This window comes from Alphaproteobacteria bacterium, assembly GCA_040216735.1.
GTDB lineage: Bacteria > Pseudomonadota > Alphaproteobacteria > SHVP01 > SHVP01 > CALJDF01.
In genome coordinates this window covers 1,177,688-1,195,623 of the sequence record JAVJOO010000002.1, presented here as the reverse complement: position 1 = coordinate 1,195,623, position 17,936 = coordinate 1,177,688, and the positions used below count along the sequence as shown (strand labels likewise).

The following is a 17,936-nucleotide window of genomic DNA, read 5'->3' as shown; positions in this document are numbered from 1 at the left end:
CAAACCGCGTTCGGGTTTAGTTGATCTCGTTCGATTTGGCATCGGATGCGCCACCGGTCTGCGATAGCCGGTACTGGCGCACCTCATCCTCGGTCATGTCTTGGCGAAAAAACGTATAGGACAGCGTAATCGTGCTCACGTCGTTCATGTTCGGATCGTCAACGACCGCTGGGTCGATAAAGAATGTCACCGGCATATTCGCCGTTTCGCCCGGCAGCAGAACCTGCTCGTTGAAGCAAAAGCACTGAATCTTGCTGAAGTATTGGCCCGCCTTCGCCGGCGACACATTGAACGACGCCTGTCCCATGATTGCTTGGTCGCTAAGATTGACGGCCTCGTAGATCGCCAGCCCTTCTTGCCCGACCCGCACCGCGATCTCTAGCTGCTTGGGGCGGAATCGCCACGGCAAGCCTGGATCGGTGTTGGCATCGAAGCGCACCTTGACGATCCGCTCGCCCGTCGCAACCGGCAAGGTCTCGGCCCGCTGAGTCGTTCCGCCGAACCCCGTCACCTGACAAAACAACTGGTACAACGGCACCGCGGCATAGGCGGCGGCGCCCATTGTGACGACGACACCCACCAGCATGATGGCGGTAACGCGATGACGGCGGCGATCGATCACGGTCAGCCTCCTTGCATCTGCACGATGGCGCCCAGGAACACAATAATTACGAAGGCGACCAAGGCCGCGGCGAGGGCGTAGTTCTTGCCCCGCCGTTTTCGATGTTCTTCGCTGATCGGCATCGCCACCCCGCTACGCGCCCGGCGCTAAGCCGAGCAGGTGATCGACCAACAGCAACGAAAAGACCAAGAATAAATAAAGGATCGAGAAACCGAACAGGCGTTTCGCCGCGCGATGTCCGTCGGCCTCGGCCTGTTCGGCGGTCCGGCGCCAAATGCCGAAAGCCAGCGCGACAAAGGCGACGCCGAGCGCGCCAACGCTTGCGCCGTAGAACAAGCTGGCACCGCCCAGGATCCACGGCGTCACCGCCAGCGGTGCCAGGAACAGGCTATAGAGCAGGATCTGGCGGCGGGTTTCCCTGTCGCCGCGGACCACGGGCAGCATCGGGACTCCGGCCTTGGCGTAATCGCCGCTACGGTAAAGCGCCAGCGCCCAAAAGTGCGGCGGCGTCCAGAAAAAGATGATCGCGAACATGATGAACGGCAACAACGACACATCGCCGGTTACGGCGGCCCAGCCGATCACCGGCGGCAACGCGCCCGCGGCCCCGCCGATAACGATGTTCTGCGGCGTCCGCCGCTTCAACCACATCGTGTAGACGAACACGTAGAACCCGATCGTTACCGCCAGCAACGCGCCCGCCGTCCAGTTGACCAGCGACCCCATCATCAGCACCGACAGCGCCGAGATCACGACGCCGAAGGCCAGTGCCTCGGCGGGTTGGACTTTGCCCGACGGGATCGGGCGATTGGCTGTCCGCTTCATCACCGCATCGATGTCGGCGTCGTACCACATGTTGATGGCACCCGACGCCCCCGCACCCAGCGCAATGGCGATCAACGCGATCACCGCCGTCACCGGATGGATCGCCCCGGGCGCCACGACCAGACCAACCAGGCCGGTAAACACGACCAACGACATCACCCGCGGCTTGAGCAGCGCAATATAGTCGCGGACGCCCGCCGTCGATGAGACGGACGCGGCTTGCGCCGATGAGGCGGACGCCGCGCGCGGCGATGAGGTGATGCTGAGGTCGGTCAACGGACTGGCTCTATCCTACTTAAAGCGCGGCAGCTCTTCGTAGGTGTGGAACGGCGGCGGCGAGGTATGCGTCCATTCGAGCGTGGTCGCGCCTTCACCCCAGTAGTTGCCCTCGGCCTTTTTGCCGCGCACCAACATGTCGACGATGAGCCACAGGAACACCAGCGTCGCGACGCCCGAAATGTAGGAGCCGATCGACGACACCATGTTCCAACCGGCGAACGCGTCCGGATAGTCCGGAATACGCCGCGGCATCCCCGCCAAACCCGAGAAATGCATCGGGAAGAACGTCAGGTTGACGCCAATGAAGGTCAGCCAGAAGTGCAGCTTGGCCAACGTGTCGCTGTAGATGTGCCCCCACATCTTCGGCGCCCAGTAATAGAAGGCGGCAAAAATGCCGAACAGCGCGCCCAAGGACATCACATAGTGGAAGTGCGCGACGACGTAGTAGGTGTCGTGCAACGCCACATCCATCCCGGCATTGGCCAGCACAACGCCGGTGACGCCGCCCAGCGTGAACAGGAAGATGAACGCCAACGCGAACAGCATCGGCACGGTGTACTTGATCGACCCACCCCACATGGTCGCGAGCCACGAGAAAATTTTGATGCCTGTCGGCACCGCGATCACCATCGTCGCGGCGACGAAATAGGCCCGCGTGTCGACATCCAGACCTACCGTGTACATGTGGTGCGCCCACACGATAAAGCCGACCGCACCGATCGCGACCATGGCATAGGCCATGCCGAGATAGCCGAAGATCGGCTTGCGGGAAAACGTCGAGACGATGTGACTGATCACGCCAAAGGCCGGCAAGATCAGGATGTAAACTTCGGGGTGCCCGAAGAACCAGAAAAGGTGCTGGTACAGAATCGGATCGCCGCCCTGCGAGGCATCGAAGAACGCCGTGCCGAAGTTGCGATCGGTCAGCAGCATCGTGATCGCGCCCGCCAAGACCGGCAGCGACAACAGCAACAGGAACGCGGTGACCAGCACCGACCACACGAACAGCGGCATCTTGTGCAGGGTCATGCCCGGTGCCCGCATGTTGAAAATGGTGGTAATGAAGTTGACGGCACCCAAGATCGACGAGGCGCCGGCGAGATGGAGCGCGAAGATCACCAAATCGACCGATGCACTGGGATGGCCCGTGGTCGACAACGGCGCATAAACCGTCCACCCGGTGCCTGGCCCCTCGCCCACGAACAGCGACGCGACGATCAAGATACCGGCCGGGATCAACAGCCAGAACGAAATGTTGTTGAGCCGTGGGAATGCCATGTCCGGCGCGCCGATCATCAACGGCACGAACCAGTTGCCGAACCCGCCGATAAAGGCAGGCATGATCATGAAGAACACCATGATCAACCCATGCGCCGAAACCACCGCGTTGAAGAACTGATAGTCGGTGCCAAAAATTTGCATCCCCGGCGCGGCCAGTTCCATCCGCATCAGCAGCGACAGGATGCCCCCGACGACGCCAAAGAAAATGGCGTAGATCAAGTACATCGTGCCGATGTCTTTATGGTTGGTCGAATAGGCCCAACGGCGCCAGCCTCGCGGCGTGTGGTCATCGTGGGCAGCGGCGGATCCGTAACTCATAACTCGACCTCTTCGTGCGTGTTGTCGCGGGGTGCGCGGACGATGTTAGTTGGTGTTTGCTTTGCCGCTCGCGGCGATTTCTTCGTAGTACGTCGCGATCTGGCGGGCTTTCTCCGCCCGGGCCGCGACCGCATCGGTCGGCGCGCCGGGCTTGCCGTCGTAGGCGAACTTCTCCTTGGCGTCCTCGACCCAGCGGGCATAATCCTCTTTGCTAACTACCCGGACCGTGATCGGCATGAAGCCGTGGCCGCTCCCGCAGAGCTCCGAACACTGGCCGTAATAAACGCCTTCTTGTTCGATCCGCACCCAGGTTTCGTTGATGCGGCCGGGAACGGCATCGAGCTTAAGCCCGAGGTTGGGCATCGCGAAGGCGTGAATCACGTCGGTCGCCGTCGTCAGTATCCGGATGTTGGTATCGACCGGCAGGACCACGTCGTTGTCGGTGGACAACAGACGAACTTGTCCTTCTTGAATGTCCTCATCGGGAACCATGACTGCATCGAAGGTCAGGTTGTCGTGATCGGGATATTCGTAACTCCAGAACCATTGATTGCCGATCGCCTTGACCGTCAGTTCGGCCTCGGCCGTGCGGTCGACGAAATAGAGCAGCCGGAACGACGGCACCGCGACGACCACCAGAATGACGATCGGGACGACCGTCCACAGCACCTCAAGCACCGTGTTGTGCGTATTCTGGCTGGGGTTCGGGTTTCGCGACGCCCGGAACCGGATCATGATGTAGGCCATCAACGCCATCACGATGATCGTGATGGCCGTAATGATCACCAGCAGGAAATTGTGGAAGCTGTTGATCCGGTCCATCGTCGGCGAGGCCGCTTCGCGCAGACCCATTTCCCATGGATGAGAAGAACCGACAAAACCTTGCGCGTCGGCATATCCCGCCAGCGCCGTGACCGAGGCGAACACTGCGATCGCCATCAAAAAGATGCGTGAATTCCACATGCCGATAGACCCGTTTCCTGGTCGTTCCCAAAAAGGCGCGCCCGCACGCCCTGCGGCGCCGACTCGCACGCGAAAGTATTACTAATCCCACGGTCCCGGCGCCAGCACCGCCGGGAGGGACCAATCGCCGCAGCCTTGGCGTGGGCACCGCGCTTCACCGCCCCGTCCGGCGCGGCACTGCCTATTGCATTGAAATATATGGATTTTGTCTAAAAACGCCGGGGCAATCCGGCGGTGCAGCCCCCCCCGGTGCTGCTTCCGCGTCATTATGTCGCGGGGATTGGCCCCGGCGGTTCGCACCCGGCCTCGGGAATCCCTATATTCCGGGCCACACCCAAAACCGGGAGCTTGCATGAGCCAGCCATCGCCACAGGAACTCTTCTTTACCCGTACCGGCCTTGACGAAAAAAGGGTCGAGCGGCTCGTCGGCGATGCCCTGCATGGGATGGACGATGGCGAGATCTTCCTCGAATACCGCCAGTCGGAAAGTTTTTCGTTCGACGATGGACGCCTCAAGGCCGCCAGCTACGACACCGACCAGGGCTTCGGCCTGCGCGCGGTCAGCGAGGAATCGACTGGCTACGCCCATGCCGCCGAACTTTCCGAAGACGCCATCAAACGCGCCGTCGCTACCGTCCAAGCCGTGCGCACCGGCAAAGGTGGCACCCAGGCCGCGGGTCCGGCGCGGACCAACAACACCCTCTACGTCGACGACAACCCGCTCAACGAGGTGCCGTTCGAGGACAAGGTCAAACTGATGCAGGAGATCGACGCCTACGCCCGCGCCAAGGATCCGCGCGTGCGGCAGGTGTCGGCGTCGCTCGCCGGCTCGTGGCAGGTCGTCCATTTGATCCGCGCCGACGGCCATGCGGTCGGCGACATCCGCCCGATGGTTCGGCTCAACGTCTCGGTCGTGGTCGGCGACGGCGACCGCCAGGAAACCGGCTCGCACGGCACCGGCGGGCGCACCGGCTACCTTGGCTATATCGACCCGCAAGCCTGGCAGGGGCAGGTCGACGAAGCCCTGCGCCAAGCCCTGGTCAACCTCGAGTCGATCGACGCCCCGGCGGGCGAAATGACCGTCGTGCTTGGCCCCGGCTGGCCCGGCATCCTGCTCCACGAAGCAATCGGCCACGGCCTCGAAGGCGACTTCAACCGCAAGAAGACCTCGGCCTTCGCCGGCTTGATGGGTCAGCGCGTCGCTGCCCCCGGGGTCACCGTGGTCGATGACGGCACGATCCCCGATCGGCGCGGCTCGCTCACCGTCGACGACGAAGGCACGCCCACCGGCCGCACCGTCTTGATCGAGGACGGCATCCTTAAGGGCTATTTGCACGACCGGCTCAACGCGCGCCTGATGAACATGGCACCTACCGGCAACGGCCGGCGCCAGTCCTACGCTCACATGCCGATGCCGCGCATGACCAACACCCTGATGCTGTCGGGCGACCGCGACCCCGGCGAGATCCTCCAGGGCGTCAAGAACGGTCTCTACGCCGTGAACTTCGGCGGCGGCCAGGTCGATATCACCTCGGGCAAGTTCGTCTTCTCGTGCACCGAGGCCTATATGGTCCAGGACGGCAAGGTCGGCGCACCGGTCAAGGGCGCCACCTTGATCGGCAACGGCCCCGACGTGCTCACCAAGATCAGCGGCATCGGCACGGACATGGCGCTCGACCCCGGCGTCGGCACCTGCGGCAAGAACGGCCAAGGCGTCCCCGTCGGCGTCGGTCTGCCCACCATCCGCGTCGACGGCCTCACCGTCGGCGGTACGGCGGCGGGCTAGGCGTCGCGCGTTAGGGACGCCCGCGCCAAATCGCAGGCCGCGCAGCCGCCGCCAGGCGGATGTAGAAACAAAAGCGGGTCCCGCGCGAGGCGGGCCGCCGCAAGTGCAACGACGTCGCGGGCGCGAAACAGCCGCGCGTGTGCCTTGCCGACCGGCCCTTCGCGCTGCCCACCCTCGGCCCGTAGCCAATCGTCGGCGAGCGCAAACCGCGCGCAGCAGTGATCGTTCTCGCCGTAGTCGATGCGTTTGGCCAACCCGTTTTCCGCCACCGTCACATGGTGAGGCACACGGTAAGGAACGCCTGCGATCAGCTCGGCGAGATGAAGGCTCGTGTTCGCATCGTGCCCAACCCCGAGCAGGAGCACCTGACCGTCGAGGTCGTGAATCCGGCCAACCGGGCTCTTCGGACCATGCGGCGGCAGCTGCAACGGCACCGCCACCACTTCGGTCGCGCGGGGCCCCAGTGCCGCCCACGCCAGGGGGTGGCCACTACGTACGACGCCATGGCGGTGGCGGAACGTCTCGGCCACCACGCCGAGATCGCGCGCCGCCGGCGTTGCCGCGGGATCGAACGGCGAATCGTCGTCGCCAGTCCATGACGGCATGACCAATGTCCCCGTCGGACCCAAGACCGCCATCACCGCGTCGATCAAACCGTCGGGACCGCCCGTGACGGCGCCCACCGCGCGATAGGACGTATGTAGTTGCAGCACGCCGCCCGGCGCGACTCCCAACGTGTGGAGGTGAGCGGCGATTTCAGTCGGCAACATCGGCGCAGCTTACGGCATCTCGCCGGCTGGGTTCATCGTGTCGGCCAGCGCCACCATGGAACCTCGCAGGCCGCCGCGATTTCCGCGGCACTCACCCCGATGTCCCGGCGCGTGCGCGCATCCAAGACCGCCAGCGCAGCACGGTCTTCACCCGCCTTGCACCAGCGCCGCCACAGCAAGGCCGGTCGCAGCCACCAGGATGGCGCTGCCCGGGGCCAGAGTTGGGGGTCGTCGTAGAAGTCGTCCATGATCCTGCTCTCCATCGTTGGCGCCGGGCAGCGGACGGAAGCAGGCATAAAAAAAGCCCCGTCCGGATGTCCGGCGGAGCCTGTGGTTGGTTTGCTGTTTGCTGACGCTTAGCGCACGAACTCCCCACACGGCCCGCCGGAGCGGGTCATGGCAGCGTTTTTACGGGCGTGCATCTGGGCAAACATGGCGCGGACCATACGGTTGCGCCTGGGCGCGGTCAATGTGATTCGCGCCGGCGTCAGTGCAACTCGAACGTCACTGTGACGGCCATCGTCAAGGTCTCGGTACCGGCCGCGACAGGCACGCTGCGCACCGATTCGGCCTGCATGCGGGCAAGCGGCACAGGGCCGCCGCCGCGCCCGTTCTCCACGATGGTCAGAACAGGCCCGAGCGTTGCGCCCGCGGCCTCGGCCATCATCGCGGCCTTGCGTCTCGCGTCCTTCACCGCCTCGACCCGAAGCGTGTCCTGCAATTCCTCGTCGCGGGCCACAAAGAAAGACACTCCGTGCAGGTTGTTGGCCCCGCCAGCGATCAGGGCATCCAGTGTGTCGCCCAACCTATCGGGATCGCGGACCAAAGCCGTGACAGTGTTGGCGACCTGGTAGGCAACGATCCGCGGTGCTTGCCGCGGCGCGCGCACGTCATCGAAAACCGGCGAGACGTTGAACCCTGCCGTCCGAACATCGGCCTCGGCGATACCCACCCGCTTCAGGGCCGCAAAGACGCCTTGCATCGCCGTGGAATTTTCGGAAACCGCCGCCGCCGCCGTTGGCGCTTGGGTTACCACGCCCGCGCTGACCTGCGCGCGGTCCGGTGTCACGCTAAGTTGCGCCTGGCCGGTAACGGTCACCTGCCGAACGGTGTCGGCAGACCGCGCGGGCGCAGCCGTGGCCGCAAACACAATCAAGGCAAGGATCGGCAGGGTGTGGCGCATCGAGTGTCGCTCCCAAGTACGTGTTTGAATCGCCCACGGCATGCGCCGCGGCGGTCCAACAAGGAAAGCCGCGACCATCCAACTGTGTCACATCCTCAAAATAGAATGTCTGGTAGCGAGCGTCGACGCATGCCGCGTTGCTTAGGCGCGGACCGTCCGCTTGACGACCATGCCCTGCCCGGTCGGCAGCTCAAGAATCCGCAGGTGGCGGTCGCCGAACCATTCGTCATAGGCCTGGAACATCGATTCGTATTCGGCGCGGCCGAAGTCGTCCAACAGGATCACGCCGCCTTCGGGAATCCGGTCGTAGAAGAATTCTAGGGCCGCGATTTCCGCGCCCACGCAGTTCATGTCGAGATGCAGGAACGCCACCTCGGCGGGCGCCTCTTGGTGCAGCGTGTCGGGCACCGTTCCGGCGATAACGCGAACGTTGGGCCACGGCGCAAAGCGCGCGCGCACTGACTCTTCGATGCCCGCCGCACCGAAGCCCGTCCCTGAAAGCTGGATTTCTTGCTCGGTGGCGTAGCGGCCGTCGAGGCCCTGGAAGGTGTCGTACAAATAATACTGTCGGTCGGCCCCGATCGCATCGCCTAAGGTCCCCATTGCAGTCGCCGCGTAGAGCCCTTCGAACACACCGCACTCCACCAGATCGCCCGCAACGCCAAGCGCAGTTGAAATCGCCCAGCAATAGGTGTGGAGCCGCCACAGCTTGTGCAAATCTTCGGGTTGCTGACAGGCATCGCCCGCGGCGTCGATGAACCGACGGTCGCGGGTAAACCCAAGATTGCGGCCAACCGCGATCAAATTGTCGGCCATGTAGGTGCGCACACCGCTGGTGCGGCAGAGCTGCTGCATTTCATAGGCATTCTTGCGCAACTGACTGCGCGTCGCGATCGGAATCCCGATCGCATAGATGCTCATGGCTTCGTAGCTGGGCACGGAGGTCTGATTCATGGCCGCCACCCTAACGGCGGTTTGGCTAACAAGGTCTTAACGCCCACCCGGTGCGCAGCGGATCTTTGAGAGGCCTTGTATGGCGTCGTTGCTCGGTTCTAGCCCGCGCGAGGCGGCGGCGAGATCCGTCAGTTCGGGTAGCAGCGGATTGGCGGACCGGCAGGCGCGGTACGCGGCCGTCGCTTCGGCAAAGCGGCCCGCCACATGCAGGGCCGCGCCCCGAATCGCCCCGCCGGAGGTATCGCCTAGCCGTACTTCCAGCACGCTGACGAGATCGCTTGCGCCGCCGGTGTCGCCTGCCGCCAGCTTTGACAGCGCCATGCGCCTGGCTGCATCGACATGGATCCGCGGCCGCGCGGGTTTAGCGAGCGCGATGGCACACAACTCGTAGGCTTCGGCGTACCGGCCGCGCTCGAAACTCCGGTTGCACCGCAGCAGGTAGTCGCTCGCCGCCTCGCCCGGATCGATGACGAACCGTGGCGGCAGCCAGATCCACACCGCGGCGGCCAACGCCACGACAGCTACAGCCGCGGCAATGCCGGCGACCCATAGGCGGCGCGAGCGCGCCGGCTTGACGCCATGTCCGTGGGCGCCGTGCGGGTGGGCATGATGGTGGGGGTGGCGATGATCCGGATCGGTTGGCGGGCGCACGAGTCCTCGTCTATTGCGGCGGCGCCGATACTTCGGCGCGAGCCAAATTGTCGAGCAGGACCGGGTCGTCCGGAAAATGTTTCGCCGCTTCGCGGTAGTCGCGTGCGGCGAGTTCGAAGGATTTGGCGGCATGATGTGCGAGACCGCGCGCGACATAACCGAAGCCGTCGCCGTAGCGGATCAACCGGGTGCCTTCGTCGCGCAAGCGCGGATAGTCTTCCAGCCGCATCAACGCATCGACCCGGGTTCGGACGGCTATCGCCGGTAACGCCCCCTCGACGATCGGCGCATCGGCACAGCGTTGCAGCAGGTCTAGGCTCGCCACCGATCGGCAGACGGCGTGAACCTGGGTGACGGCACGCTGGGCAATCTCGCCGTGCGCTGCAATGCGCCGCGCCGCAGGGTCTTCGGTCGCAAGGCGAATGCTCTCGAAGCAGGAATCGAGGACGTTGTCATCTGTCGATACTGACCCGGCTTCGCATGCGACCAGGGCGCTACGGGCCGCGGCGGCTGCGTCGGTGGGATCGAACACGCCGATCCACCACAAACCACCCCCGACAATCGCCACGTCCGCCAGGAGACCTGCAACGATGAAGGCGACGATGAAGGCGACGATGTACCGGCGCTTGACGCGCTGCAGTACCGACCGTGCGCGCTGGTAGATCGTTGGATCGGCGTCGTTCGGCGTCTCGTTCATGACCGTCCCATAGCGCATGATAGCGCGACGGGCGGCCACTAGGGGAGTGCGCTAGTTGAGCGGCCAACGCCACCACGGCAGTTGGGCGGCCGACTGGATATCGCCCGCGCTAACGCCGATATCGCGCCGGGTCCGCCCGTCCATACCCACAAGGACGCGCCGGTCGCGCCGGGCCTTGCGCCAGCGCCGACCCAGGAGCATCAAGCGTCCAACGACGTCGGGCAGCCCGGTACCGTCGCGAACCCTGCATTCGCCCCTCTCGCTCAGTGTGATTTCGGCCATCGTTATGCTCCTCAATGCGCCTGTCAGGGCTCCTATCCTTAGGAAAACCGGGCGCAAACCCACCCGTTTCTTGCGCCATAGGTAGAAGCCGCGCAGACATCAATCAAACGAATTGATTTGTTCGAACCGATCAGGTTCGCTTATGTATCGAAGATGCAACGCAACCTCGATATCGACCTCCTGCGGACCCTGGTCGCCATTGCCGAGACCGGGTCGTTCACCGCCGCCGCCGATCATGTCGGTCGCACCCAATCGGCAGTCTCGATGCAAATGAAACGCCTCGAAGAGCAGATCGGTCGCCCCCTGTTCGAGCGCGACGGGCGGGTCAGCGCCTTGACCCCGGCCGGCCAAGATCTGCTGGTCTATGCCCGCCGCATTTTGCGACTACAGGACGCCGCTCTTTCGTCGTTGCTCCAGCCCGAAATGGAGGGCGTGGCCCGGGTCGGCATTCCCGACGACTACGTCGGCGTGTTCATGCCGCCGATCCTCGCGCGCTTCGCCCGCTCTCATCCACGCGTCCAGGTCGATCTACGCTGCGACACTTCCGATCGTCTGCGCGACACCTTGATGGCCGGCGAAATCGACCTCGCGGTCGTAACCTGCGGTGCCCTCACCGGCGAGAGCCAGCCCTTGAAAAAGGAAGCCGTGGTGTGGGCGGCGCCCCGCGACCACCGGGTCGAGGACGAACCTGTCCTACCGCTCGCGCTGTTCGCCGCACCGTGTCAGGTCCGCGAGGCGACCGTGACCGCGCTGGACCGGATGGACCGGTTGCACCGGATCGCCTACGTCTCGCCCTCCTTGATGGGACTCTTCGCAGCGGTCAACGCCGGCCTCGCGATCACCACGATTGGGCGCAGTGCACTGACCCCGGGGATGCGCATGTTGGGCGTCGAGGACGGCTTCCCTTCCCTACCCGACATTGTGCTGACGCTGGAGCGCACCCCGCGCGAACGCTCGGCGGCGGTCGAGGCGCTTGCCGACCACATCGTCGAGTCCTTTCGCGACGAGGGGCACGAGCCTCGCCTTACGCCGCTGGATTACCCGGATCGTTCGCGCCGCGCCGGCGAGTACGGCGTCAGTACGCCTGTTCGCTGAACACCGGATCGACGCTGCCGCCCCACACCTCGGCGTAGCGTTGCAAAAGATCCTCGGCCGGAGCCCGTCCGGATTGTTGGATCTCCACCAGCGGATCGAGAAATCCGCTCTCGTCGCTGCCGCCGCCGTCGAGCCTCGCGCGATCGCGCAAACCGGCCTGGGCAATTTCAAGAACCCGCCCGGCGAGGTCGCCCACCGTTCCGCCGCGGAACGGCGTCTTGAGAGCCCGCTTCGGAACATCCGCGCGGAGCTGGTTGTGCTCTTCGAGCGTGAAGTCCTTGACCAGATCCCACGCCGCATCGAGCGCGTTTTGCGAATAGAGCAAGCCGACCCAGAGCGCCGGCAGCGCGCATAGCCGTCCCCACGGACCGCCGTCCGCGCCGCGCATTTCCAGGAACCGCTTCATCCGCACTTCGGGGAACAGCGTCGTCATGTGATCTTCCCAGTCGCGCAATGTCGGTTTTTCTCCTGGCAGAGCCGGTAGCTTGCCGTCGAGAAAATCGCGAAAGCTATGGCCCGACACGTCGAGGTAGGTGCCGTTGCGGTAAACAAAATACATCGGCACATCGAGCACATGGTCGGCATAGCGTTCGAACGACATACCGTCCTCAAACACGAACGGCAGAATGCCGCAGCGATCGGGATCGGTATCGGTCCATACGTGACTGCGGAAGGACATAAACCCGTTCGGCTTGCCTTCGGTGAACGGCGAGTTGGCGAACAGCGCCGTCGCCACCGGCTGTAACGCCAGACTGACCCGGAACTTTTTCACCATGTCGGCTTCGGAAGCGAAATCCAGGTTCACCTGCACCGTGCAGGTGCGCAGCATCATGTCCAGGCCTAGCGATCCCTTGAGCGGCATATAGGCCTTCATGATCCCGTACCGGCCCTTGGGCATCACCGGCACGTCGGCGCGCGCCCATTTCGGGTTGAAACCCAAACCGAGCATTCCCGAACCGATCTCCGCCCCGACTTCCTCGACCTGCTTCAGGTGGGTATTCACCTCGACACAGGTTTCGTGAATCGTCTCCAGCGGCGCGCCCGACAACTCGAACTGCCCGCCGGGCTCGAGCGTGACGCTCTGGCCGTCCATCGTCAGGGCGATGGGTTTGCCGTTCTCCAAGTGTTGCTTCCAGCCAAACCTGGTCAAACCGTCCAACAGGGCGCGGATCCCGGTGGCGCCCTCATAGGGCAGTGGGCGGAGCGTCTTGAGGTCGAAGGCGAATTTCTCGTGTTCGGTGCCGATCCTCCACGCTTCGGGCGGCTTGCAGCCCGACGCAATGAAGTCGACGAGCTGCTGCTTGTTCTCGACCGGGGTGCCCGGTTCGTCGGCCGGCGGTGCCGACACGGCTACCCGCCCACCCGGCAGGGCGTGCTACACACGTTCATCAATGAAATCCAAAGTGGTTATCGGTTGTTGGGCCGCAGTATTGCCGTATGGAATGGGAATGCAAAGCGCCGAGTGCCGCCATGCTTCCTGCGCAACCCCGCCATGCGCCTAACGCCAGTCGCCAAGGTGGGCCTGGAGGAGCGACAGCGCCGCGATCGCGGCGGTGTCGGCACGCAGGATGCGCGGACCCAACGCCACCGGCACAGCTTGGGGGAGGGCCGCCACGGCATCGCGCTCGGCGGGCGAGAACCCACCCTCGGGGCCAATCAACGCAGCCCATGGCCCGTTCGGTTGGCCCGCCAGGGCCTCGGCAATCGGCGGTGCGCGCCCCGATTCGTCGCAAAACAGAAGCCGGCGCGCCGCTGGCCACGCCGCCAATAACTGGGTCAACGGGACGATCGGGGAGACGACCGGAACCGTCATCCGCCCACATTGCTCGGCCGCCTCGATCGTCAGCGACGCCGCGCGCGCGGCGTTGAGGTCGCGCACACTGCTCCGGTCGGTCAATACCGGGACCAAGCGCGCCGCCCCCAGCTCGCCCGCCTTCTCGATCAGAACGTCCAAGCGGGTCTTCTTGATCGGTGCAAAGACCAACCACAGATCGGGCTCCACCGCCTGCTGCTTGGCGCGGGCCACGGTCTCGAGTACCCCGTCGCTGCGCCCGAGGGCCGCGACCGCAGCGCGCCATTCGCCGTCGCGCCCATTAAAGACGGACAGGACGTCGCCAACCCCCAGGCGCATGACGTTCTTCAGGTAATGAACCTGCTTTGCGTCGAGCGGCACACCGGCCCCCTCGGTCAGGTCATGGGTGACGTAGAGACGGATCGAAGGCGCATCGGCTGGAGCGGTCATGCTAGAACCATAGCAATGACGGCACGCAACGACACGGCTCTTCCGGATTCGGTGCGCGGGCATTGGGTGGACCGCAGCCCGGGCGCGCTTCGCCCCTTCCTGCGCCTCTCGCGGCTCGACCGCCCCATCGGGACGTGGCTCCTGCTATGGCCCGGGTGGTGGTCGATAGCACTGGCGGCCGCGCTGACCGCCAACGCCCCCGACACCCGCCCCTGGCTCGGTCTGCCCGATCTCTTTTTGCTGGCCCTGTTCGGTATCGGGGCGCTGGCGATGCGCGGCGCGGGGTGCACCTATAACGACATTGTCGACCGCAAGATCGACGCCCAGGTCGAACGCACCCGCAGCCGGCCCATCCCGTCGGGCGCGGCAAGCGTCGGTGCCGCGACCGTTTGGTTGGCGATCCAAAGCCTGATCGGCCTTGCCGTCCTGCTGACGTTCAATACCTTTGCGGTATGGCTCGGCGTCGCTTCGCTCGCGCTCGTCGCCGCCTATCCGTTCATGAAACGGATCACTTGGTGGCCCCAGCTTTGGCTCGGCCTCACCTTCAACTACGGCGCGCTGCTCGGTTGGGCCGCCGTCACCGGGGGCCTGTCGGCGACGCCGGTCCTGCTGTATCTCGGCGGCATTTTCTGGACGCTCGGCTACGACACGATCTACGCCCACCAAGACACCGAGGACGACGCTTTGGTCGGCGTCAAGTCCAGCGCCCGTTGGCTCGGCGCGCGCACGAGACCTTTCCTCTATGCGACCTACGCTATCGCCGTGGCGCTGATCGCCGCCGCCGGCGCTACAGCCGGTCTCCACATCGCCTTCTATATTCTTTTGGCCACTGCCGCTGCCCATCTCGGCTGGCAGGCCCGCACCCTCAAGATCGACGCGCCCGACGACTGCCTCGCCAAGTTCCGCGCCAACCACCGCACCGGCGCGCTGGTATTCCTGGCAATCGTCGTCGGGAGTGTGTGGGCCTAGGCCGCTCCCGAAGGCACCTCCGCCCACCGCTGTCGCGCGTCAGCGACTTCGAGAGGCCCTACTGCAACGTCGGCAGCAACTGCTTGTAGCCCTTCAGCTTGACCTTGACACCGTTCTTGTGGAGCCGCGCGGTATAACCCGCGCGCGCCTGCGCGTCGGTCGCGGTCTTCAAAACGAAGTCGTCGAGCGACATTTCCGGCGCGATGCCCTGGTGCGCCGCGTTCAGCACGGTGTCGTGGGTATAGGCGTTGAGCGTGCGCTCGCGCGCCACAACCTCGGCATAGGCACACAGCGCGCCGTCGTGGCCCATCGCCGGCGCGGCGCTTTGATACATATACACCTCGTCGCGCATGCCGATGGCATCGATCATCGCCAGGATGCCTGTCAGCTTACCGAAGGTGTAGGCCGATCCGTCGCGCGCCGGCCCCAACTCGGTGTCGTGCATCACTTCCAGTTGCGCCTCGGTCAGCCAGGTCACATAGGTCGTCAGCCGGGTGCCGGGCGATGGTGCCAGCATCGCCGGGATCGCACCGTAACTTGAAAAGCGCGCCGAGTAAACGACATCGAATCCGGTCAGCGCGGTCTTGAGAACCGGAATCCCTTCGTCCTCGGTCAGGTCGGGAAATTTGTGCAACAACTGCTGCGGCGATGCATTCGAGCCGTAGGCCAGAACCGGGATTCGCTCGGCCGTATCGTCCGGCGGGTTCATCCGCTTGAGCGGGACCGGCTTGCCCTGGTGCAAGATGTAGCTCGTGGTCGGCACGTCGTAGGGATAACTCTTCGCGCGGACCAGCCGTTCGGCGTCGGTCGGTTCAGCCATTGTGTGCCTCCTGTCGTGTCATGCGCCGGTGTTGTACAGGATTTGCGCCGCCCATGCGCGCCGCTCCCTAGTCCAGCGGCGTGGCTCCGTCCGGCACCGGCACCTCGTAGCAGTTCAACACCATGCTGATCATCGTGTAGTAGCCCAGCAACCCGATCAGATCGACGACGCCGGCCTCGCCCAATTGCGCCGTGGCCTCGGCGTGGAGCGCATCATCGACCCCGTGGCGCTCGTGCGTCGCGACGGCGAAGTCGTAGACCGCCTTCTCGTCTGCCTGCATCAACGCGCGCGGGTCGCCGCCGGTACGAATGGTCTCGATGATGTCGTCGTGTAGTCCGCCTTGCGCAGCGAACGGGGCATGCATGTACCACTCGAACTGCGCCCCCCAGAACCGCGCCGTGACCAGGATCGCCAGTTCCGACAGACGCGGCGGCAAACTGGAACCGAAGCGCAAAAACGCCCCCAACGCCTGCGCCCGGGCGCACAGTTCGGGACTGCGCAACAGGATGTGAAAGGGCCCCTGCACCGCCCCGCGCGGACCCGCGATCATCGCGTCGTAAACCGCGCGCTGCGCATCGCTGAGGGTTTCGGGAGTCACTTCGGCAAAACGGGTCATGGGCAACGCTCCGGGTTGATCGATTTCGGTGATATACCATGCACATCCGTCGTTGACCGCTGAATCGACCCGACCATGTCCTTCGCCTCCCTCCGCGATTTCATCCAGCGCCTCGAAGCCGAGGGCAACTTGGTGCGCGTACACGAACCGGTCTCGACCGAACTTGAGATGACCGAAATCCAAACCCGCCTGCTGGCCGAGGGTGGCCCTGCCGTCCTGTTCGAAAACCCAGTCGATGCGGCGGGTAAACCCGGCGCGATGCCGGTTCTGGTCAATCTGTTCGGTACCGTGGCCCGCGTTGCCGCCGGGATCGGCCGCACCCCCGATCAGCTTCGCGCCGTCGGCGAAACCCTCGCCTTCCTGCGCCAGCCCGAACCGCCCGGCGGCTGGCGCGAAGCCATGGCGATGCTGCCGCTCCTTAAGACCGTGATGGCGATGAAGCCCGGCAGCGTCACCCACGCGCCCTGCCAGGACGTCGTGTGGACCGGCGCCGATATCGACCTCGCCAAACTGCCGATCCAAACCTGCTGGCCGGGCGAACCCGCGCCGCTCATCACCTGGCCCTTGGTGGTCACCCAGGGGACCGACGACCGCTTCAACCTCGGCATCTACCGGATGCAGGTCACCGGGCGCGACACAACGTTGATGCGCTGGCTCGCCCACCGCGGCGGCGCGCAGCATTTCCACCGCTGGAAAAAAGACCGGCCGGGCGAACCGATGCCGGTCGCTGCCGTGATCGGCGCCGACCCCGGCACCGTTATCGCTGCAGTGACCCCGGTGCCGGAAACCCTCTCCGAGTACCAATTCGCGGGACTCCTGCGCGGCAAGAAACTCGGGCTGGTCGACTGTGTTTCGGTCCCGCTCAAAGTGCCAGCCGAGGCCGAGATCGTCATCGAAGGCCATGTCTTGCCCGAGGACGACGGCCCCGAAGGCCCCTACGGCGATCACACCGGGTACTACAACGCGGTCGAACGCTTCCCGGTTTTCAAGATCAGCGCGATCACCATGCGGCGCGATCCGATCTACCTGTCGACCTTCACCGGGCGGCCGCCCGACGAACCTAGTGTGCTTGGCGAAGCGCTCAACGAAGTCTTCGTGCCGCTGTTGCAACAACAGTTCCCCGAGATCGTCGACTTCTGGCTGCCGCCCGAGGGGTGCAGCTACCGCATCGCCGTGGTCTCGATGAAGAAAGCCTATCCGGGCCACGCCAAGCGCGTGATGTTGGCGGTGTGGTCGTACCTGCGCCAGTTCATGTACACTAAATGGGTGATCGTGGTGGACGACGACATTAACGCACGCGATTGGAAAGACGTGATGTGGGCGGTCTCCACCCGGATGGACCCGGCACGCGATATCACACTGATCGAGAACACGCCGATCGACTATCTCGACTTCGCCTCGCCCGAGTCCGGCTTGGGCTCCAAGATCGGTCTCGACGCCACCAACAAGCTGCCGCCCGAAACCAAACGCGAGTGGGGCACCAAGATTCGGATGCGCGACGACGTCATCGAAACTGTCACCGAGAAATGGCCCCGCCTCGGCCTGCCCGGTTCCGGCAAACCGATCTGGTAGGGAGCCTTAGG

General features: G+C 64.6%; 19 protein-coding genes. 4 read left to right on the top strand and 15 right to left on the bottom strand.

The annotated features are described in order from the left end of the window. Positions 1-16: 16 nt before the first annotated feature. The 4 genes from RID42_07115 to coxB form a co-directional block, all read right to left on the bottom strand. Positions 17-619, bottom strand: a complete 603-nt coding sequence (locus RID42_07115) for a cytochrome c oxidase assembly protein (protein ID MEQ8247437.1) — start codon at positions 617-619, stop codon at positions 17-19. Positions 620-754: 135 nt separating this feature from the next. Further along, positions 755-1,723: a heme o synthase gene (locus RID42_07110; protein ID MEQ8247436.1), complete on the bottom strand. Its 969-nt coding sequence runs from the start codon at positions 1,721-1,723 to the stop codon at positions 755-757. Positions 1,724-1,738: 15 nt separating this feature from the next. Further along, a complete protein-coding gene (gene ctaD / locus RID42_07105; protein MEQ8247435.1) occupies positions 1,739-3,325 on the bottom strand; it encodes a cytochrome c oxidase subunit I in 1,587 nt (528 codons plus the stop codon). A 45-nt stretch (positions 3,326-3,370) separates the two neighbouring features. Beyond that, positions 3,371-4,288 (bottom strand): cytochrome c oxidase subunit II, encoded by a 918-nt coding sequence (gene coxB, locus RID42_07100; GenBank protein ID MEQ8247434.1) that lies wholly within the window; start codon positions 4,286-4,288, stop codon positions 3,371-3,373. Positions 4,289-4,640: 352 nt separating this feature from the next. On the opposite strand from coxB, the gene tldD reads away from it, so the two are divergent. Next, the gene (gene tldD, locus RID42_07095; GenBank protein ID MEQ8247433.1) at positions 4,641-6,074 is read left to right on the top strand and encodes a metalloprotease TldD; all 1,434 of its coding nucleotides are present in this window, start codon (positions 4,641-4,643) and stop codon (positions 6,072-6,074) included. Here the strand turns inward: tldD and RID42_07090 are convergent. The 7 genes from RID42_07090 to RID42_07060 all read right to left on the bottom strand — a co-directional run bounded on the left by RID42_07090 (position 6,071) and on the right by RID42_07060 (position 10,611). Beyond that, the gene (locus tag RID42_07090; GenBank protein ID MEQ8247432.1) at positions 6,071-6,844 is read right to left on the bottom strand and encodes an AAC(3) family N-acetyltransferase; all 774 of its coding nucleotides are present in this window, start codon (positions 6,842-6,844) and stop codon (positions 6,071-6,073) included. The genes tldD and RID42_07090 overlap by 4 nt on opposite strands. 32 nt (positions 6,845-6,876) lie before the next feature. Further along, positions 6,877-7,092, bottom strand: a complete 216-nt coding sequence (locus RID42_07085) for a DUF1127 domain-containing protein (protein MEQ8247431.1) — start codon at positions 7,090-7,092, stop codon at positions 6,877-6,879. Positions 7,093-7,331: 239 nt separating this feature from the next. Then, positions 7,332-8,027 (bottom strand): SIMPL domain-containing protein, encoded by a 696-nt coding sequence (locus RID42_07080; protein ID MEQ8247430.1) that lies wholly within the window; start codon positions 8,025-8,027, stop codon positions 7,332-7,334. A gap of 141 nt (positions 8,028-8,168) precedes the next feature. Further along, on the bottom strand, positions 8,169-8,981 hold the full coding sequence (locus tag RID42_07075; GenBank protein MEQ8247429.1) for a TylF/MycF/NovP-related O-methyltransferase: 813 nt from the start codon (positions 8,979-8,981) through the stop codon (positions 8,169-8,171). A gap of 36 nt (positions 8,982-9,017) precedes the next feature. Next, the gene (locus RID42_07070; protein MEQ8247428.1) at positions 9,018-9,632 is read right to left on the bottom strand and encodes a hypothetical protein; all 615 of its coding nucleotides are present in this window, start codon (positions 9,630-9,632) and stop codon (positions 9,018-9,020) included. A gap of 10 nt (positions 9,633-9,642) precedes the next feature. Then, complete coding sequence (locus tag RID42_07065) at positions 9,643-10,329, bottom strand: hypothetical protein (protein ID MEQ8247427.1); 687 nt, start codon at positions 10,327-10,329, stop codon at positions 9,643-9,645. 51 nt (positions 10,330-10,380) lie between these two features. Then, positions 10,381-10,611, bottom strand: coding sequence for a DUF1127 domain-containing protein (locus tag RID42_07060; GenBank protein ID MEQ8247426.1), 231 nt, complete (start codon positions 10,609-10,611; stop codon positions 10,381-10,383). A 153-nt stretch (positions 10,612-10,764) separates the two neighbouring features. Between RID42_07060 and RID42_07055 the strand changes: the two genes are divergently transcribed. Then, positions 10,765-11,706, top strand: coding sequence for a LysR substrate-binding domain-containing protein (locus RID42_07055; GenBank protein ID MEQ8247425.1), 942 nt, complete (start codon positions 10,765-10,767; stop codon positions 11,704-11,706). Here the strand turns inward: RID42_07055 and RID42_07050 are convergent. After that, complete coding sequence (locus tag RID42_07050; protein MEQ8247424.1) at positions 11,687-13,054, bottom strand: glutamate--cysteine ligase; 1,368 nt, start codon at positions 13,052-13,054, stop codon at positions 11,687-11,689. The genes RID42_07055 and RID42_07050 overlap by 20 nt on opposite strands. 150 nt (positions 13,055-13,204) lie before the next feature. After that, a complete protein-coding gene (locus tag RID42_07045; protein ID MEQ8247423.1) occupies positions 13,205-13,948 on the bottom strand; it encodes a 16S rRNA (uracil(1498)-N(3))-methyltransferase in 744 nt (247 codons plus the stop codon). Between the two features lie 15 nt (positions 13,949-13,963). Between RID42_07045 and ubiA the strand changes: the two genes are divergently transcribed. Beyond that, a complete protein-coding gene (gene ubiA, locus RID42_07040) occupies positions 13,964-14,917 on the top strand; it encodes a 4-hydroxybenzoate octaprenyltransferase (GenBank protein ID MEQ8247422.1) in 954 nt (317 codons plus the stop codon). A 58-nt stretch (positions 14,918-14,975) separates the two neighbouring features. On the opposite strand, the gene RID42_07035 is transcribed toward ubiA, so the two are convergent. Both RID42_07035 and RID42_07030 read right to left on the bottom strand, forming a co-directional pair. Beyond that, a complete protein-coding gene (locus RID42_07035; protein MEQ8247421.1) occupies positions 14,976-15,737 on the bottom strand; it encodes a hypothetical protein in 762 nt (253 codons plus the stop codon). Positions 15,738-15,804: 67 nt separating this feature from the next. Continuing rightward, complete coding sequence (locus tag RID42_07030) at positions 15,805-16,353, bottom strand: carboxymuconolactone decarboxylase family protein (protein ID MEQ8247420.1); 549 nt, start codon at positions 16,351-16,353, stop codon at positions 15,805-15,807. A 75-nt stretch (positions 16,354-16,428) separates the two neighbouring features. Between RID42_07030 and RID42_07025 the strand changes: the two genes are divergently transcribed. After that, positions 16,429-17,925 (top strand): UbiD family decarboxylase, encoded by a 1,497-nt coding sequence (locus RID42_07025; protein MEQ8247419.1) that lies wholly within the window; start codon positions 16,429-16,431, stop codon positions 17,923-17,925. Positions 17,926-17,936: the final 11 nt, after the last annotated feature.

What these genes read in the sequence shown, in the direction of transcription:
- ctaD (MEQ8247435.1), bottom strand. Translation starts at nt 3,325, where the DNA reads ATGAGTTACGGATCCGCCGCTGCCCACGATGACCACACGCCGCGAGGC.
- coxB (MEQ8247434.1), bottom strand. Translation starts at nt 4,288, where the DNA reads ATGTGGAATTCACGCATCTTTTTGATGGCGATCGCAGTGTTCGCCTCG.
- tldD (MEQ8247433.1), top strand. Translation starts at nt 4,641, where the DNA reads ATGAGCCAGCCATCGCCACAGGAACTCTTCTTTACCCGTACCGGCCTT.
- RID42_07090 (MEQ8247432.1), bottom strand. Translation starts at nt 6,844, where the DNA reads ATGTTGCCGACTGAAATCGCCGCTCACCTCCACACGTTGGGAGTCGCG.
- RID42_07085 (MEQ8247431.1), bottom strand. Translation starts at nt 7,092, where the DNA reads ATGGACGACTTCTACGACGACCCCCAACTCTGGCCCCGGGCAGCGCCA.
- RID42_07080 (MEQ8247430.1), bottom strand. Translation starts at nt 8,027, where the DNA reads ATGCGCCACACCCTGCCGATCCTTGCCTTGATTGTGTTTGCGGCCACG.
- RID42_07075 (MEQ8247429.1), bottom strand. Translation starts at nt 8,981, where the DNA reads ATGAATCAGACCTCCGTGCCCAGCTACGAAGCCATGAGCATCTATGCG.
- RID42_07065 (MEQ8247427.1), bottom strand. Translation starts at nt 10,329, where the DNA reads ATGAACGAGACGCCGAACGACGCCGATCCAACGATCTACCAGCGCGCA.
- RID42_07060 (MEQ8247426.1), bottom strand. Translation starts at nt 10,611, where the DNA reads ATGGCCGAAATCACACTGAGCGAGAGGGGCGAATGCAGGGTTCGCGAC.
- RID42_07055 (MEQ8247425.1), top strand. Translation starts at nt 10,765, where the DNA reads ATGCAACGCAACCTCGATATCGACCTCCTGCGGACCCTGGTCGCCATT.
- RID42_07045 (MEQ8247423.1), bottom strand. Translation starts at nt 13,948, where the DNA reads ATGACCGCTCCAGCCGATGCGCCTTCGATCCGTCTCTACGTCACCCAT.
- ubiA (MEQ8247422.1), top strand. Translation starts at nt 13,964, where the DNA reads ATGACGGCACGCAACGACACGGCTCTTCCGGATTCGGTGCGCGGGCAT.
- RID42_07035 (MEQ8247421.1), bottom strand. Translation starts at nt 15,737, where the DNA reads ATGGCTGAACCGACCGACGCCGAACGGCTGGTCCGCGCGAAGAGTTAT.
- RID42_07030 (MEQ8247420.1), bottom strand. Translation starts at nt 16,353, where the DNA reads ATGACCCGTTTTGCCGAAGTGACTCCCGAAACCCTCAGCGATGCGCAG.
- RID42_07025 (MEQ8247419.1), top strand. Translation starts at nt 16,429, where the DNA reads ATGTCCTTCGCCTCCCTCCGCGATTTCATCCAGCGCCTCGAAGCCGAG.